This window comes from Streptomyces sp. NBC_01363, from assembly GCF_026340595.1.
In the GTDB taxonomy this organism is placed as follows: Bacteria; Actinomycetota; Actinomycetes; order Streptomycetales; family Streptomycetaceae; genus Streptomyces.
The window spans coordinates 1,620,782-1,636,960 of the sequence record NZ_JAPEPF010000001.1; the positions used below are offsets into that span (position 1 = coordinate 1,620,782).

A 16,179-nucleotide genomic window follows, 5' to 3' on the forward strand; every position below is an offset into this window, starting at 1 on the left:
CAGGGTCTCTCCGGACGGGAGAGACCCCGGCCTCAGTCGGCGACCGGTCCGCGCGCCGCGCCCCATTCCACCCGCGGCACTTCCACCGCGGGGTGGGCAGGCTGCGACGGATGCGCCGCCCGCCCCAGCACGAACATGTCCGGGGCCCCGTCGAGGACCCCGCCGGACGGATCGTCCGACCCGTCGCGCCGTACGACGTCCCGCTCCGGCATGAGGATGTCCCGTACGACCACGGCGCAGAGGTACAGCGTGCCCAGCAGATGCAGGGCGATCGCCAGCTGATACCCCTCCGTGGGCAGCCCCTGGTGCTTGTCCCCGCTCGTCGTGTACGCGAGGTACATCCAGATCCCCAGGAAGTACATGACCTCGCACGCCTGCCAGATCAGGAAGTCGCGCCACCGCGGCCTGGCCAGGGCGGCCAGGGGGATCAGCCACAGCACGTACTGCGGCGAGTAGACCTTGTTGACGAGGATGAACGCCGCGACGACGAGCAGGGCGAGCTGCGCGAAGCGCGGCCTGCGCGGCGCCATCAGGGTGAGCGCGCCGATGCCCGCGCACAGCAGGACCGTCGTCAGGGTCGAGACGGTGTTGACGGTCGACACCTCGATGCTCTCGCCGGTGCGCTGGGTGATGATCAGCCAGAAGGAGCCGAAGTCGATGCCCCGTTCCTCGCTGAATGTGTAGAACTTCTTCCAGCCCTCGGGCGCGAAGGCCATCACCGGCAGATTCACCACCAGCCAGGACACCACGGCCCCGAGCGTCGCCATGCCGAACTCCCGCCATTTGCCCGCCCGCCAGCACAGGACGAACACCGGCCCCAGCAGGAACACGGGGTAGAGCTTGGCGGCCGTGGCGAGCCCGATGAGGATGCCGAACGCCAGTGCCCGTCCCCGGGACCACATGAGCATCGCCGCGGCTGTCAGCGCGACGGCCAGCAGGTCCCAGTTGATCGTCGCGGTGAGCGCGAAGGCCGGCGCGAGGGCGACCAGCAGTCCGTCCCAGGGGCGGCGCCGGTGCGTACGGGCGACGCAGACGGCGATGATCACGGCGCAGATCATCAGCATGCCCGCGTTGACCATCCAGTACATCTGCTCGCGGTGCTGAATGGACCCGCCCGGCGTCAGCCAGGAGGCGACCTGCATGAACACCCCCGTCAGGACGGGGTACTCCAGGTACTGCATGTCCCCGGGCAGCCGGTCGAAGTACGGCACGAGGCCGTCGGAGAAGCCCCGTGCGGCGAAGAGATGCGGAATGTCCGAGTAACAGGCGTGCGTGTACTGCGAACCCGCGCCCCTGAACCACGCCCAGTTGTAGCAGGGCAGCTTCTGCACCATGCCCAGCGCGAACATCCCGAGGGCCACCAGTGCGACGACGGCCACGGGTGTGAGCGTCGTGCTGCCGGGCCGTGTCCAGCGTCCCGACCGCCCGCCGATCAGCTCGCTGCCGGCTGCGGCGACCTCGTCCTGGTGCGTGGGCCGCACGACGGACCGTTCCTGCTGCTGGTGCACACTCGTGTCTTCTGCGCTTGGCATGCGCTCATCCTGCCGTACGGGGTTGTGGAAACGACGAGGGCCGCCGCACCGTGTGGTGCGGCGGCCCTCATGGCCGGTCGGCCCACCGGGCCGTGCGGATGCTATCCGCCCGTCCCGCCGAAGATTCCGCCGTTGCCGTTCCCGCCGTTCCCGCCGTTCCCGTTGCCGCCGGTCCCGTTGCCGCCGTTCGCGTTCCCTCCGGTCGGTGGCTCGGGGGTCGTCGGCGGAGTGCTGCCGCCACCGGTGTCTCCGCCGTTCGCGCCGGTGCTGGTCCCGCCGTTGTTGTGCTGGCAGTCCCAGTCCCACGTGCCGCAGGTCTCGCCGGGGTCGGGCGGCGACGGGGTGGTGCTCGTCGAGGGCGACTCGGTCACCGACTTGGTCGGCGACGGCGTCGTCGGCGCGGTGGGCGTCGGCCTGGGGCTCTGCGCGCCGCCGCCGTAGACCGTGTCACCGATCGGGCCGGGCTCCGGGAACGTCAGGGCCGGCTTCCCCTTCAGCGCACCCAGCATGTAGTCGTGCCAGATCTGGGCCGGGAACGACGCACCGTGGATCGTCTTCTCGCCACCCGTGCCGTACATCTTTTCGAACTTGCGGTTCTTGTTCGTCGCATCGTCGTCGAGCCGGTACATGCTGATGGCCGTGGACAGCTGCGGCGTGTAGCCGACGAACCAGGCCGACTTGTTGTCGTCCGTCGTACCCGTCTTGCCCGCCACGTCCCGGCCGGGGAGCTGCGCGGGGGTACCGGTCCCCTTCTCGACGACGTTCTTCAGGACGTCGGTGACGTTGTCGGCGATCGCGGGATCGAAGGCACGATTGTCGACGTCCTTGTGCCGGTAGATCGTCTTGCCGCCCTTCTTCGCCTCGGTGACCGAGTAGGGCTCGCGCTGCATACCGCTGGCAGCGAAGGTCGCGTACGCGCCGGCCATGCGGATCGCACTGGGCGAGGACGTACCGATGGAGAACGACGGCACATGCGAATCCGCCATCTGTTCGTCGTCCTTGAGCCCCGCGGCCATGGCGACCTCCTTCACCTTGTCGGTGCCGACGTCCATGCCGAGCTGTACGTACGGGGAGTTGGCGGACCACTGCATCGCCTCGCGAAGCGTGATGTTGCCCTTCGACTCATGGCCGTCGTTGGCCTGCAGCCACTCCTTGCCGTTCTCGTCGGTCCAGATCTCGCCGTTGTACTTCTTGATCTTCAGCTTGTCGTCGGCGTTGTAGATGCTGAGCGGCGAGACCTTCGTGCGCTCCGACGGTTCCTGGTCCTCTTCGAGCGCGGGGTTCCGCTTGCCGTACTTCATCGCCGCCGCCAGCACGAACGGCTTGAAGGTCGAACCGACCTGCGCACCGGTTGGGTTGGCGTTGTTGGTGAAGTGCTTGGTCGCGTCCTGGCCACCGTAGATCGCCACGATGGCCCCGGTCTTGGGATCCACCGACCCGCCGCCGAACTGGACGTGGGTGTCCGTCTCGGGGCGCCGCTTCGGCTCGATCTTGCTGTCATAGACCTTCTTGACCGCGGCGTCGAGCTCGTTGACCTTCTTCTTGTTGAAGGTGGTGCGGATCTGGTAACCGCCCCGGGCCAGCATCTCCGCCGTGACGCCCTTGTTGTTGCTGAGGAAGTACTGCCTGGCGAGTTCGACCAGATAACCGGTCTGACCGCTCAGCTGGGCGTTCTTCTTCGGCTGGAGGGGCGTCGGGAACTTGGTGTACTTGACGCGCTCCGCTTTCTCGAGGCGCCCGTCCTTCACCTCCTCGTCGAGGATCCACTTCCATCGCTTGATGGCCCGCTCGGTGTTCAGCTCCGGCGTCGCCTGCTTGGGGTCGACATCGATAGCACCCGCCGGGTCGTAGTAGGACGCGCCCTTGAGCAGCGTGGCCAGGAACGCGCACTCGCTCGGATTCAGATCGACGGCGTCCTTGCCGTAGTACGTACGGGCCGCCGCCTGGAGCCCCGAAGCACCTCGCCCGTAGTACGAGACGTTGAGGTAGCCCGCGATGATGTCGTTCTTCTTCATGTCATTGCTGACCTTGAGCGTGATGAAGAGTTCCTGGAACTTCCGGCTCAGGGTCTGCTCCTGGGACAGACGCGAGTTCTTCACGTACTGCTGGGTGATCGTCGAACCACCCTGCGTCTCGCCTCCGGTCGCCATGTTGAACAAGGCTCGGGCGATACCCATGGGGTCGATGCCCCGGTCGTGCTCGAAGGACTTGTTCTCGGCCGAGATGACGGCGTTCCGCATCGCCTCGGGGATCTGCTCGAAGCTGATGATCTGGCGGTTGACCGCACCGCCCGTGGCGACCATCTGCGAGCCGTCGTCCCAGAGGTAGACGTTGTTCTGAGCCTCCGCGGCATCCTTCACCGTGGGCTTGCCGACCATCGCGTACGCGATGCCGGCGATGCCCATGAGCAGGCCGAGGAAGCCGATGCAGAGGCTGGAGACCAGCTTCCACGACGGCACCCAGCGCCGCACGCCGTACTTCCCGGCCCGCGGGTAGTCGATGAAGCGCTTCTTCACGGGGCGCTTGCCTGCACGGCCACGCCCCCTGCCGGGCCCCTCCTGACCGCCGTCGCCGCCACCACCGCGGCGACGTCCACCGCCGCCGCGGCCCGCGCCACCGCGCTGGGCGGCTCGTCTGGCCTCGGCACGTCCGCCGTACGGGCCATCCCCACCATGCGAATCGGAAGGTGACTCAGAAGTTACTCCGCGTGACGGAGCGGCGCGGCGTCCTGAGGACTGCTGGGCAGCTCGTCTGGCCGCTGCGCGCCCACCACCTTGCGGTTGCGGCGTTTTGCGACGGTGCTCGCTCATCGAACGACTACTCCTCGGGCAGGCGAGAGCGCCTGGAAGCGGCAGTTGAGATCCGGTCCCCCGAAATACGGACAAGCCTTGCGACAGGCTCGTCCGCCATGCGTCCGGCTGGCCCGCGAAGACTGACGCGCGCGGGCGTCGCACGGTTCCCGGTGGACTGCATGCCGCACAGACTACGCACGGTCAAAACCCTCCTAGGGCCGAACTTCACCCCAAACAACGCAAGTCGGTGCCTACGAATTCACGATGTGACGCCGTTCACGATGGCCCCCCTTGTCGCATCGCGACGACCGATCTATCGTCGTGATGTATCGAGTCGATACATCAGCTCGGTACATCAGCCCGGCACAGGGCCCCGTAGGAGCACTCGGAGAAGGAGGAGGCGAAGTTGAGCAGACGCTCCGGCATCCTCGAATTCGCCGTTCTTGGCCTGCTCCGCGAGTCCCCGATGCACGGCTACGAGCTGCGCAAGCGCCTCAACACCTCGTTGGGGATCTTCCGCGCCTTCAGCTACGGCACCCTCTATCCCTGCCTCAAGACGCTGGTCGCCAACGGCTGGTTGATCGAGGAGCCGGGGGCCGCCCCTGCCGACCTTCCGCCCACCACCGGCCGTGCGGTCGCCCCTGCGTCCTCACTGGCCGGGCGCCGCGCCAAGATCGTCTACCGGCTGACAGCGGAAGGTAAGGAGCACTTCGAGGAGTTGCTCTCGCACACCGGCCCCGACTCCTGGGAGGACGAGCACTTCGCAGCCCGCTTCGCCTTCTTCGGGCAGACGGAGCACGAGGTGCGGATGCGCGTGCTGGAAGGCCGGCGCAGCCGGCTGGAGGAGCGGCTGGAGAAGATGCGGGCCTCTCTGGCCCGCACCCGCGAGCGCCTCGACGACTACACACTTGAGCTGCAGCGACACGGCATGGAGTCCGTGGAGCGCGAAGTGCGCTGGCTGAACGAGCTCATCGAGAGCGAGCGGTCGGGACGGGATCAGCGACGATCCTCGCCCGGGAGCGAAGCTCAGCAGAACACAGCAGGAGAGACGGGCGGCCTGCCCCGGCGCAGGGGTGACACCCCGCCGGATCCGTCCGACGACACCGCAAAGTGAGGTCCCCGCAGATCCGCGGGGCCTTCATCGGGAACATCCAAAACACACAGGGAGCAACCGGAATGGGTTCGGTTCGCGTAGCCATCGTCGGCGTGGGCAACTGCGCCGCCTCGCTGGTCCAGGGCGTCGAGTACTACAAGGACGCCGATCCGGCCGGCAAGGTGCCCGGTCTGATGCACGTCCAGTTCGGCGAGTACCACGTGCGGGACGTCGAGTTCGTCGCCGCCTTCGACGTCGACGCGAAGAAGGTCGGTCTCGACCTCGCGGACGCCATCGGTGCCAGCGAGAACAACACCATCAAGCTCTGCGACGTGCCGAACGCCGGCGTCACTGTCCAGCGCGGCCACACCCACGACGGTCTCGGCAAGTACTACCGCCAGACCATCGAGGAGTCGGCCGAGGCCCCGGTCGACATCGTCCAGGTCCTGAAGGACCGCAAGGTCGACGTTCTCGTCTGCTACCTGCCGGTCGGCTCCGAGGTCGCTGCGAAGTTCTACGCGCAGTGCGCCATCGATGCCAAGGTCGCGTTCGTCAACGCTCTCCCGGTCTTCATCGCCGGCACCAAGGAGTGGGCGGACAAGTTCACCGAGGCCGGTGTCCCGATCGTCGGCGACGACATCAAGTCGCAGGTCGGCGCCACCATCACGCACCGCGTGATGGCAAAGCTCTTCGAGGACCGGGGCGTCATCCTGGACCGCACGATGCAGCTGAACGTCGGCGGCAACATGGACTTCAAGAACATGCTCGAGCGTGAGCGCCTGGAGTCCAAGAAGATCTCCAAGACGCAGGCCGTCACCTCCCAGATCCGTGACCGCGAGCTCGGTGCGGACAACGTCCACATCGGCCCGTCGGACTACGTGGCCTGGCTGGACGACCGCAAGTGGGCGTACGTGCGTCTTGAGGGCCGCGCCTTCGGTGACGTTCCGCTGAACCTGGAGTACAAGCTCGAGGTCTGGGACTCCCCGAACTCCGCCGGTGTCATCATCGACGCCGTCCGCGCCGCGAAGATCGCCAAGGACCGCGGCATCGGTGGCCCGATCCTCTCCGCTTCCTCGTACTTCATGAAGTCCCCGCCGGTCCAGTACTTCGACGACGAGGCCCGCGAGAACGTCGAGAAGTTCATCAGGGGCGAGGTCTCCAACTGACGCAGCCGGACACGGTGCGTCCACGCGGCCGAGCACTGAGCGGCAACGCTCCTTCCTCCCCGCGCTGTTGAGGGTCCCCGGGCAATCTGCCCGGGGACCCTCAACGTATGTGACTCTTGATCGCATGGCCGTCGTGGGTGATCTGCACGTTCTTCTGCGCCTTCGGAACTTCCGTCGTCTGCTGACCGTACGACTCCTCTCCCAGTCGGCCGACGGTGTCTTCCAGGTGGCGTTGGCGACTCACGTCGTCTTCTCGCCGGAGAAACAGGCTTCGGCGGGTGCCATCGCCTCCGCGATGGCGGTGCTGCTGCTGCCCTACTCGCTCATCGGCCCCTTTGCCGGCGTCCTGCTGGACCGCTGGCCACGCCGCCAGGTCTTTCTGTACGGAAACCTGCTGCGTGCCGCGCTCGCCTGCTGCACGGCGCTCCTCATCCTCGGTTCCGTGCCCGACTGGCTCTTCTACGCCTCGGCGCTGTGTGTCACCGCGGTCAACCGCTTCGTCCTGGCCGGCCTCTCGGCCGCGCTGCCGCGTGTCGTCGACAGCGACCGACTGGTGCTGGCCAATTCGCTCTCGCCGACCGCCGGGACGCTCGCGGCCACGGCGGGCGGCGGTCTCGCCTTCGCCGTACGACTGCTGCTCGCGGACTCCGATGCCGCAGTGGTACTGCTGGGCGCGACCCTCTATCTCGCTTCGGCGCTGGCCTCCCTGACCCTTGCCATCGGACTCCTCGGGCCGGATCCGGACGGACACCGGATCGGGCTGAGGGAGGCCCTGGCCGCCACCGCGCGGGGGCTGGCCGACGGGCTGCGCCATCTGGCGGAGCGGAAGCAGGCCACCCGGGTACTGGCCGCCATGACCGTGATGCGCTTCTGCTACGGAGCGCTGACCGTGATGGTGCTGATGCTGTGCCGGTACGCCTGGACCGACAGCGAATCCGAAGGCCTGGCTCTTCTCGGACTGGCCGTGGGGGTCTCCGGTGCGGGGTTCTTCGCGGCGGCCATGCTGACACCCTGGGCAGTGGGACGGCTCGGCCGGTTCCGCTGGATGGCGGTGTGCGCGACGGGGGCCGCCGTCCTCGAACCCGCACTGGGGCTGTGGTTCGTCCCCGTACCGATGCTGGTCGCGGCGTTCGTTCTCGGGCTGGTCACCCAGGGGGCGAAGATCGCGACCGACACGGTGGTGCAGACGTCGGTGGAGGATTCCTTCCGCGGCCGGGTTTTCTCTGTCTACGACGTGCTGTTCAACGTTGCTTTCGTGGGAGCCGCCGCGGTCTCCGCACTGCTGCTGCCTCCTGACGGGCGATCGACCGTGGTGGTGATCGGAGTGGCGGTTCTCTACGCGGTCGTCGCCGTTCTGCTGTTCCGATGGGACCGCACCGGAGAGGCTCGCTAGCGCCGAGGCTCCGAACTGACGAGGGGCACTGTTTCACGTGAAACAGTGCCCCTCGTCAGTTCGGAGCGCGGCACCGGAGGGTGGTCATGTTTCACGTGAAACATGAGCCCGTTCCCCTGCCGGCAGACCTGGCCTCCAGCAGCCTCAGCCCTGTGTGGCCCACCACTCCTTGAGCTTCTCGACCGCCATGTCGTGCTCCATCGGGCCGTGCTCAAGGCGCAGCTCCAGCAGGAACGCGTACGCCTTGCCGATGACCGGCCCGGGACCGACGCCCAGGGTCTTCATGATCTCGTTGCCGTCCAGGTCGGGGCGGATGGCATCCAGCTCCTCCTGCTCCTGCAACTGCGCGATGCGCTCCTCCAGCCCGTCATAGGTCCGGGAGAGGGCGGCGGCCTTGCGCTTGTTCCGCGTGGTGCAGTCCGAGCGAGTCAGCTTGTGCAGTCGCTCCAGCAGGTGGCCGGCGTCGCGTACATACCGACGGACCGCGGAGTCCGTCCACTCGCCGTCGCCGTAGCCGTGGAAGCGCAGATGAAGCTCCACCAGCTTCGAGACGTCCTTGACCATGTCGTTGGAGTACTTGAGCTCGGTCATCCGCTTCTTGACCATCTTGGCGCCCACCACCTCATGGTGATGGAACGAGACGCGCCCGTCCTTCTCGAAGCGTCGCGTCCTCGGCTTGCCGATGTCATGAAGGAGGGCGGCAAGGCGCAGAACCAGATCAGGGCCGTCCTCCTCCAGGCCGATCGCCTGCTCCAGGACGGTCAGCGAATGCTCGTAGACGTCCTTGTGACGGTGATGCTCGTCACTTTCCAGACGCAGCGCGGGAAGCTCCGGCAGCACCTGCTGCGCCAGCCCCGTGTCGACGAGCAGTGCCAGCCCCTTGCGGGGGTGGGTGGAGAGCAGCAGCTTGTTGAGCTCCTCCCTGACCCGCTCGGCGGAGACGATCTCGATCCGTCCGGCCATCTCCGTCATCGCGGTGACCACATCGGGGGCGACATCGAAGTCCAGCTGAGCCGCGAAGCGGGCAGCGCGCAGCATGCGCAGCGGATCGTCGGAGAACGACTCCTCGGGTGTTCCGGGGGTACGCAGAACGCGCTCCGCCAGGTCCTCAAGACCACCGTGCGGATCGATGAATTCCTTCTGCGGAAGTGCGACGGCCATCGCGTTGACCGTGAAGTCACGGCGGACGAGGTCTTCCTCGATGGAGTCGCCGTAGGACACCTCGGGCTTGCGCGAGGTCCTGTCGTACGCCTCCGACCGGTATGTGGTGACCTCGATCTGGTAGCCGTCCTTCTGGGCGCCCACGGTGCCGAAGGCGATCCCGACCTCCCACACCGAGTCGGCCCAGGGCCGGACGATCTTCAGTACGGCCTCGGGGCGGGCGTCCGTCGTGAAGTCCAGGTCGTTCCCGAGCCTGCCGAGAAGCGCGTCCCGGACCGAGCCTCCGACCAGGGCGAGACTGAACCCGGCGTCCTGGAAACGGCGAGCAAGGTCGTCGGCGACCGGGGACACCCGCAGCAGTTCGCTGACTGCGCGGTGCTGCACCTGGGTCAGGGCACGGGAGCTGTCTTCATTGGCGTTCGACACAACAGAAAAGGGTACGTGCCCGGACCGGCCCGGTCGCCCTGGTTTCGTCCCGCCCTGCAAGACTCTTCCGATCACGTAGCGAACTCCCCAGCACTTGGCACCCGCGCACATCGTTACCATGCGTGGACGCAACAACCGACAACCATCGACACCAGCTGACGACGACGAGGGACGGGTAAGCGCGTGGCCGAGCCGGCAGACATTCAGGGGATCGGTCCCTCTCCTGCCCGCCGGTGGCTGCGGCGCACAGCCGCCCTGATCATCGGGGCGCCGCTCGTCGCAGCTCTGATGGCCGGCCCGACCGCACCCGCGGCGCAGGCCGGCGGGACCGGCAAGGCCCCCACCGGGTCCGAAACGGTCGACGTGTCCCTGAACACCCTGGCTCCGAGCGCGCCGGTCAAGGGGGACACCCTGACCGTCTCCGGCACCCTGACCAACAGGGGCAAGAACACGATCACGGGGGCCACGGTCGACCTTCGGGTGGGCCCGAAGGTCCGCAGCAGGACGGAGATCGACACCGCTGCCAGACGCACCGGATACGTGCTCGGCAGCGACCCCGCCCCACTCGGCGGCAAGTACACCGTGAAGGTCGCGAAACTCCCTTCCGGGATCAGCCAGGACTTCACGCTGTCCGTCCCGGTCGACAAGCTGGAGCTCGGCGACGACGGCGTCTACCAGCTCGGTGTCTCGCTGTCGGGGCAGACCTCCCGGGCCCCGTACCCCCAGGTGCTGGGGATCGAGCGCACCTTCCTGCCCTGGCAGGAAGAGGAGCGTGACTCCAGGACGAAGGTCACCTATCTCTGGCCGCTCATCGCATCGGCCCATGTGACAGCCGAAACCGGCACCGACGATCAGCAGACGCCCGTGTTCGCGGACGACAACCTGGCCGCCGAGCTGGCTCCGGGCGGACGGCTCGAACAGCTGGTCTCGCTGGGCAGCCAACTGCCGGTGACCTGGGTGATCGACCCGGATCTGCTGGCCAGTGTCGACGCGATGACGGGGAACTACCGCGTCAAGTCCGGCGACACCACCGTCGCCGGGACGAACCAGGCCGTTGCCAAGCAGTGGCTCACCTCGCTCGAGGCCGCGGTGTCGGACGGGAAGGTCGTCGCACTGCCGTTCGCCGATCCCGATCTGGCGTCCATCGCACACCGTGGCAAGAACGTCTCCGGCACCCTCAGCCATCTGCAGACCGCCACCGAAGTGGCCGGGACGACGGTACAGACCATCCTCCATGTGAAGCCGTCGACCGACTTCGCGTGGCCCGTCGACGGGGCGATCGACCCGTCGGTCGTCGATGTCGCCACCTCGGCCGGGGCCCACAAGGTGATCGCCCGCAGCGACAGCCTCCAGGAGACCGGCGGTCTCCCGTACACGCCGACCGCTGCCCGGCCGATCGGCGGCGGCACCACCGCGGTGGTCGCCGATGCCCGGCTCTCCACGGCCTTCCAGGGCGATATGTCGAAGGCGGGGAACTCCACCCTCGCCGTGCAGAAGTTCCTCGCTCTGACTCTCGCTCTGACCGAACAGGACACGGACGCGGAGCGCAGCATCGTCGTCGCACCGCAGCGGATGCCCACCGTGGCCCAGGCCCAGTCGATGGCCCGCGCCCTGCACGGACTCGACGACGAGCGCTGGACACAGCCCCTCGGGCTGGTGGAAGCGGCCGGTGCGAAGCCCGACGCGGACGCGACGACCAGCGTCCCCGGGGCCTCCCAGTACCCGAGGAAGCTCCGCAGCCAGGAGCTGCCCACCCAGGCCTTCCAGGACATCAAGTCCACCCAGGCCTCGCTGAACAACTTCCAGGTCATCCTCACCCAGCCCGAACGGGTGGTGACCCCCTTCGGCAACGCACTCAACCGGTCCATGTCGACGTCGTGGCGCGGCAGGCCGCTGGAGGCCCAGCAGTACCGGGACTCCGTCCGCACCTATCTGCAGGACCTCACCAACGAGGTCCAGCTCATCTCGAAGTCGGACGTCACCCTGTCCGGCCGCAGCGCCACGATCCCGGTGACCGTGCAGAACAGGCTGTTGCAGGGCGTGGACCATCTCGTCCTCCGACTGAAGTCGGAGAACGCGACACGCCTCAAGCTCAACGACGGCGGGGCCGTGGCGGAGCAGCCGATCCGGATCGGCGCCGGCCACAGCCAGTCCGTGAAGTTCGACGCGGCGGCCAACGTCAACGGCCAGGTGCAGATGACGGCGCAGCTCTACACGGAGGACGGCACGCCGTACGGCGGAGAGATGACCTTCACCGTGAAGGTCTCCGAGCTCACCCCGACCGTGCTGCTGGTCATCGCCGGCGGGCTGCTGCTCCTGGTCCTCGCGGGCATCAGGATGTACACCCATCGCAAGCGCGCCAACGCGGGCGGCGCGACCGGTGACGACGGCGGCGAACCCGGGCAGCCGAGTGACCCGACTCCGGACACCGGTCCGGAAAGCGGGGAGCCGTCGGGCTCGGGTGAGAAAGTGGAACGTTGAGCGATGTCTGTCGTGGCCGGTCGGCCGGGGACGATGAGGTGGGGTTTCGATGAACGCGCCGTACGACGGTGACCGCGGTCAGGGTGCGGGCGGAGCCGGGTCTTCCGGCGGGCCCCCGATGCCTCCGGGGCCTGGCCAGGTTCCGCCGACGCCCGATCCGTACCTGCAGGACGCCTACGACCGCGACCCCTACCGCGCCCAGGATCTGTCGGTTCAGGACCCGGTGACCGAGGCGCTGTACGACCGGGCCGCGCACCCGCCGCCGCCCCCGGGCACGTACCAGCAGCCCCAGCCGCTCTACCAGCAGCCGGCCGCGGCCCAGTACCCGCCCGATCCGCGCATCTGGGCGCAGACCCCGCCTCCCGAGCCCGGTGGCCTGTCGCGGCACCTGCCGTACGGCGACAATCCGGCGACCACCCAGTTCGTCGGGGTGGACGACCTCGTCAGCCAGGCTTCCCGGGACGACGAGCAGCCGGATGCCTTCGCGCACCTCTTCCGGGACCAGGAAGGCCGGGCAGGGTCCGCCCCCGTCCCTCCGGAGCCCGAGCCCGCCCCGGCACCCGCTCCGCCCAAATCCGGCGGCCGGGCCTCCGGAATACTGAAGTCCAGCGCGCTGATGGCGGCCGGCACGCTCGTGTCCCGCCTCACCGGATTCGTCCGCAGCCTCGTGATCACTGCCGCGCTCGGTGCCGCACTGCTCGGCGACAGCTTCACCATCGCCTCCGCACTGCCGACTATGATCTACATCCTCACCGTGGGCGGCGGACTGAACTCGGTCTTCGTTCCCCAGCTCGTCCGGTCCATGAAGGACGACGAGGACGGCGGCGAGGCCTACGCCAATCGGCTGCTGACTCTTGTGATGGTCGCGCTCGGTGTAATCGTCGCGGTCGCGGTCTTCGCCGCTCCGTGGCTGATCCACGTGATGTCGCCGACGATCGCCAAGGACGCGGCGGCCAACAGCGTGGCCGTGACCTTCGCCCGGTACTGCCTGCCGACCATCTTCTTCATGGGCGTGCACGTCGTGATGGGCCAGATCCTCAACGCCCGCGGCAGGTTCGGCGCGATGATGTGGACCCCGGTCCTCAACAACATCGTCATGATCTTCACGTTCGGCATGTTCATCTGGGTCTACGGAACGTCCGCCGAGTCCCAGATGGGCGTCCAGACCATTCCGCCGGACGGCGTCCGGCTCCTGGGCGTCGGCACGCTGCTCGGTCTGGTCGTACAGGCCCTGGCCATGATCCCGTACCTGCGCGAGGCCGGTTTCCGTTTCCGCCCGCGCTTCGACTGGAAGGGACACGGGCTCGGCAAGACGGTCAAGCTGGCCAAGTGGACCGTCCTGTTCGTGCTGGCCAACCAGGCAGGTGTGATCGTCGTCACCCAACTCGCGACATCGGCAGGCAAGCTGTCCGGCAAGGACGGCGCCGGTTTCCTCGCCTACTCCAACGCCCAGCTCATCTGGGGCATGCCGCAGGCGATCATCACCGTCTCCGTCATGGCGGCCCTGCTGCCCCGCATCTCCCGCGCCGCCCACGACGACGACCCGGGCGCCGTCCGTGACGACATCTCCCAGGGGCTGCGGAACTCGGCCGTCGCGATCGTGCCGGTGGCCTTCGCCTTCCTCGCACTCGGCCTGCCGATGTGCACCCTCCTGTACGCCTCCGCGGGCACCGAGGCCGCCCGCTCCATGGGCTTCATCCTCATGGCCTTCGGTCTCGGCCTGATCCCGTACTCCGTGCAGTACGTCGTGCTGCGCGGCTTCTACGCCTACGAGGACACCCGCACGCCCTTCTACAACACGGTCATCGTCGCCGCGGTCAACGCGGCAGCCTCGGCCCTCTGCTACGTGGTTCTGCCCGCCCGCTGGGCAGTGGTGGGCATGGCCGCCTCGTACGGGCTCGCCTACGCCGTCGGCGTGGGCATCGCCTGGCGACGGCTGCGCAACCGCCTGGGCGGAGATCTGGACGGTGCTCATGTCGTACGCACCTACGCCCGGCTGTGCCTGGCCGCGATCCCGGCAGCGGTGCTCGGCGGCGGCGTGGGCTTCGCCGTTCTCCTGGGCCTCGGCGAAGGCGCCTTCGGTTCGCTCACCGCTCTGATCTGTGGGGGAGCCGTTCTGCTGGGGGTCTTTTTCGTCGCCGCCAAGCGGATGCGGATCGAGGAGATCAACGGCATGGTCGGCATGGTCCGAGGGCGACTCGGTCGCTGAGGATCAACGGCCGCACAACCATCACCGCCCCTTGCGTGTCGTGCATAGCGCCGGAGTGTGGGCACAATTGGCGTGACTGTGCAGAGCTGGCTGGCATCGCGCAACGGATGGGGAGGCAGGAACGACGGTGGCGGAACGTAGCACGGCTGCCGTCGACGTGGCCGACAACAGCGGTGATGAACCGCTGGCCGCCAAGGCGGACGAGGCCACGACCGACGGGACGGCAGAAGCTCAGAACACCACAGGCACGAAGCCACAGGACACGGATGGTGAACGCATCGGTTCCGAGGCCACCCTGCCGAGCCCCGATCTGCACAGCGGGCACAAACTTGCCGGACGCTACCGGCTCGAGGAATGCGTCACCCGTCTGGACGGCTTCAGCAGCTGGCGCGCCGTCGACGAGAAACTGCGCCGCGCGGTGGGCGTCCACCTGCTCCCGGCCGACCACCCGCGTGCCCGCTCCGTGCTGGCCGCAGCCCGGTCCTCCGCACTGCTCGGTGACCCACGCTTCGTGCAGGTCCTCGACGCGGTGGAGGAGGACGACCTCGTCTACGTCGTCCACGAATGGCTCCCCGACGCCACCGAGCTCACCTCTCTGCTGGCCTCGGGGCCGATGGACGCGCACGACGCGTACCAGCTCGTCAGCCAGGTCTCCCTGGCCATGGCGGCAGCGCACCGGGAAGGCCTCGCCCATCTGAGGCTCACCCCGGGGGCGGTGCTGCGGAGCTCGACCGGGCAGTACCGGATCCGCGGCCTCGCGGTGAACGCCGCCCTGCGCGGTATCACCGCCGACAGCCCCCAGCGAGCGGACACCGAGGCGATCGGCGCCCTGCTCTACGCCGCGCTGACCCAGCGCTGGCCGTACGAGAGCGATGCGTACGGCCTGGCCGGGCTACCCAAGGGAGTGGGGCTGATCGCCCCCGACCAGGTGCGGGCCGGCGTCCACCGCGGCCTTTCCGAGCTCGCCATGCGCGCGCTCGCCAACGACGGCGCCACTGCCTCCCGGCAGGAGCAGCCGTGCACCACGCCGGACGAGCTCGCCAAGGCCGTTGCCGCGATGCCCCGCATCCGTCCTCCGGAGCCCGCCTTCACAGCGCCTCCCGAGTACCAGCGCACTACCTACCAGCAGGGTTCGTACGGGCGTCCGCCGACCGGTCCCATCACCGCACCGCCCACGATCGCCGTGCCCCTGGCACCGCTCCAGAGCCGCACCGGCAAGGCCCTCAAGTGGGCCGTGTCCGCGCTGCTCATCGCCGCGCTGGGCCTCGGCAGCTGGCAGCTCGCCGAGGCCCTCCTCGACCACAACAAGGGCTCCGACCCCGCGGACAGCACACAGACCGACCCGGAGAGCAGCGACAACAAACCTCGGCAGCCCACCGAACCGCTGCGCATCGCCGGTGCGACGGAGTTCATGCCCAGCGGCTCGGGGATCAAGCAGAACGAGGTACCGAACTCCGTCGACGGCGATGCGAGCACGGCGTGGGTCACCCCGCGCTATGTGGGCTACGCGAACTTCGGCAACTACTCGAACCGCAGGGACGGCAGCGGCATAGTCGTCGACCTGGGCAGCGTCAAGGACGTCGCGGGCATCACGGCCAAGATGTACCGCAGCGGACAGAAGGCCGAGGTACTGGCGGCCGATCCGAGCGCCTCCGCCCCGTCGTCCCTCTCGGACTTCCCGCAGCGCCTCACAGAGCTCGGAACGGTGGGAAGCGATCTGAAGGAGACCTTCTCCAAGCCGGTACGGACCCGCTACGTCCTGATCCATCTCACCGAACTGCCGTCGGATGGAACAGGTGGCTACCGCGGCGGCATCTCGGAGATCTCCGTACTCAAGTGACGGAGAGGCCGGTGGGGGGGTGCCCCCACCGGCCTCCCGCACTTCCGGCGCTCCCGTGCCTGAAGTTCTCGTTCCCGCATCGGACA

General features: G+C 68.1%; 9 protein-coding genes. 6 read left to right on the forward strand and 3 right to left on the reverse strand.

The genetic code is table 11. The features are described 5' to 3' along the window. Positions 1–32: 32 nt before the first annotated feature. Both OG611_RS07665 and OG611_RS07670 read right to left on the reverse strand, forming a co-directional pair. Positions 33–1,532, reverse strand: coding sequence for a glycosyltransferase family 87 protein (locus OG611_RS07665; RefSeq protein ID WP_266416797.1), 1,500 nt, complete (start codon positions 1,530–1,532; stop codon positions 33–35). 101 nt (positions 1,533–1,633) lie between these two features. Further along, the gene (locus tag OG611_RS07670; protein ID WP_266416799.1) at positions 1,634–4,342 is read right to left on the reverse strand and encodes a transglycosylase domain-containing protein; all 2,709 of its coding nucleotides are present in this window, start codon (positions 4,340–4,342) and stop codon (positions 1,634–1,636) included. A 388-nt stretch (positions 4,343–4,730) separates the two neighbouring features. Here OG611_RS07670 and OG611_RS07675 point away from each other — a divergent pair, with 388 nt between their 5' ends. The 3 genes from OG611_RS07675 (at position 4,731) to OG611_RS07685 (ending at position 7,976) form a co-directional block, all read left to right on the forward strand. Beyond that, the gene (locus OG611_RS07675; RefSeq protein ID WP_266416801.1) at positions 4,731–5,438 is read left to right on the forward strand and encodes a PadR family transcriptional regulator; all 708 of its coding nucleotides are present in this window, start codon (positions 4,731–4,733) and stop codon (positions 5,436–5,438) included. 62 nt (positions 5,439–5,500) lie between these two features. After that, a complete protein-coding gene (locus OG611_RS07680) occupies positions 5,501–6,583 on the forward strand; it encodes an inositol-3-phosphate synthase (RefSeq protein WP_266416802.1) in 1,083 nt (360 codons plus the stop codon). A gap of 124 nt (positions 6,584–6,707) precedes the next feature. Continuing rightward, positions 6,708–7,976 (forward strand): MFS transporter, encoded by a 1,269-nt coding sequence (locus tag OG611_RS07685; protein ID WP_266416804.1) that lies wholly within the window; start codon positions 6,708–6,710, stop codon positions 7,974–7,976. Positions 7,977–8,120: 144 nt separating this feature from the next. Here the strand turns inward: OG611_RS07685 and OG611_RS07690 are convergent, their stop codons facing one another. Next, a complete protein-coding gene (locus tag OG611_RS07690) occupies positions 8,121–9,563 on the reverse strand; it encodes a CCA tRNA nucleotidyltransferase (RefSeq protein WP_266416806.1) in 1,443 nt (480 codons plus the stop codon). Between the two features lie 183 nt (positions 9,564–9,746). On the opposite strand from OG611_RS07690, the gene OG611_RS07695 reads away from it, so the two are divergent. The 3 genes from OG611_RS07695 (at position 9,747) to OG611_RS07705 (ending at position 16,093) form a co-directional block, all read left to right on the forward strand. Then, positions 9,747–12,044 (forward strand): DUF6049 family protein, encoded by a 2,298-nt coding sequence (locus tag OG611_RS07695; RefSeq protein WP_266416809.1) that lies wholly within the window; start codon positions 9,747–9,749, stop codon positions 12,042–12,044. Between the two features lie 49 nt (positions 12,045–12,093). Continuing rightward, a complete protein-coding gene (gene murJ / locus OG611_RS07700; protein ID WP_266416811.1) occupies positions 12,094–14,253 on the forward strand; it encodes a murein biosynthesis integral membrane protein MurJ in 2,160 nt (719 codons plus the stop codon). A 127-nt stretch (positions 14,254–14,380) separates the two neighbouring features. Next, positions 14,381–16,093 carry a protein kinase family protein gene (locus tag OG611_RS07705; protein ID WP_266416813.1) on the forward strand — a complete coding sequence of 571 codons (1,713 nt, stop codon included), beginning with the start codon at positions 14,381–14,383 and terminating at the stop codon, positions 16,091–16,093. Positions 16,094–16,179: the final 86 nt, after the last annotated feature.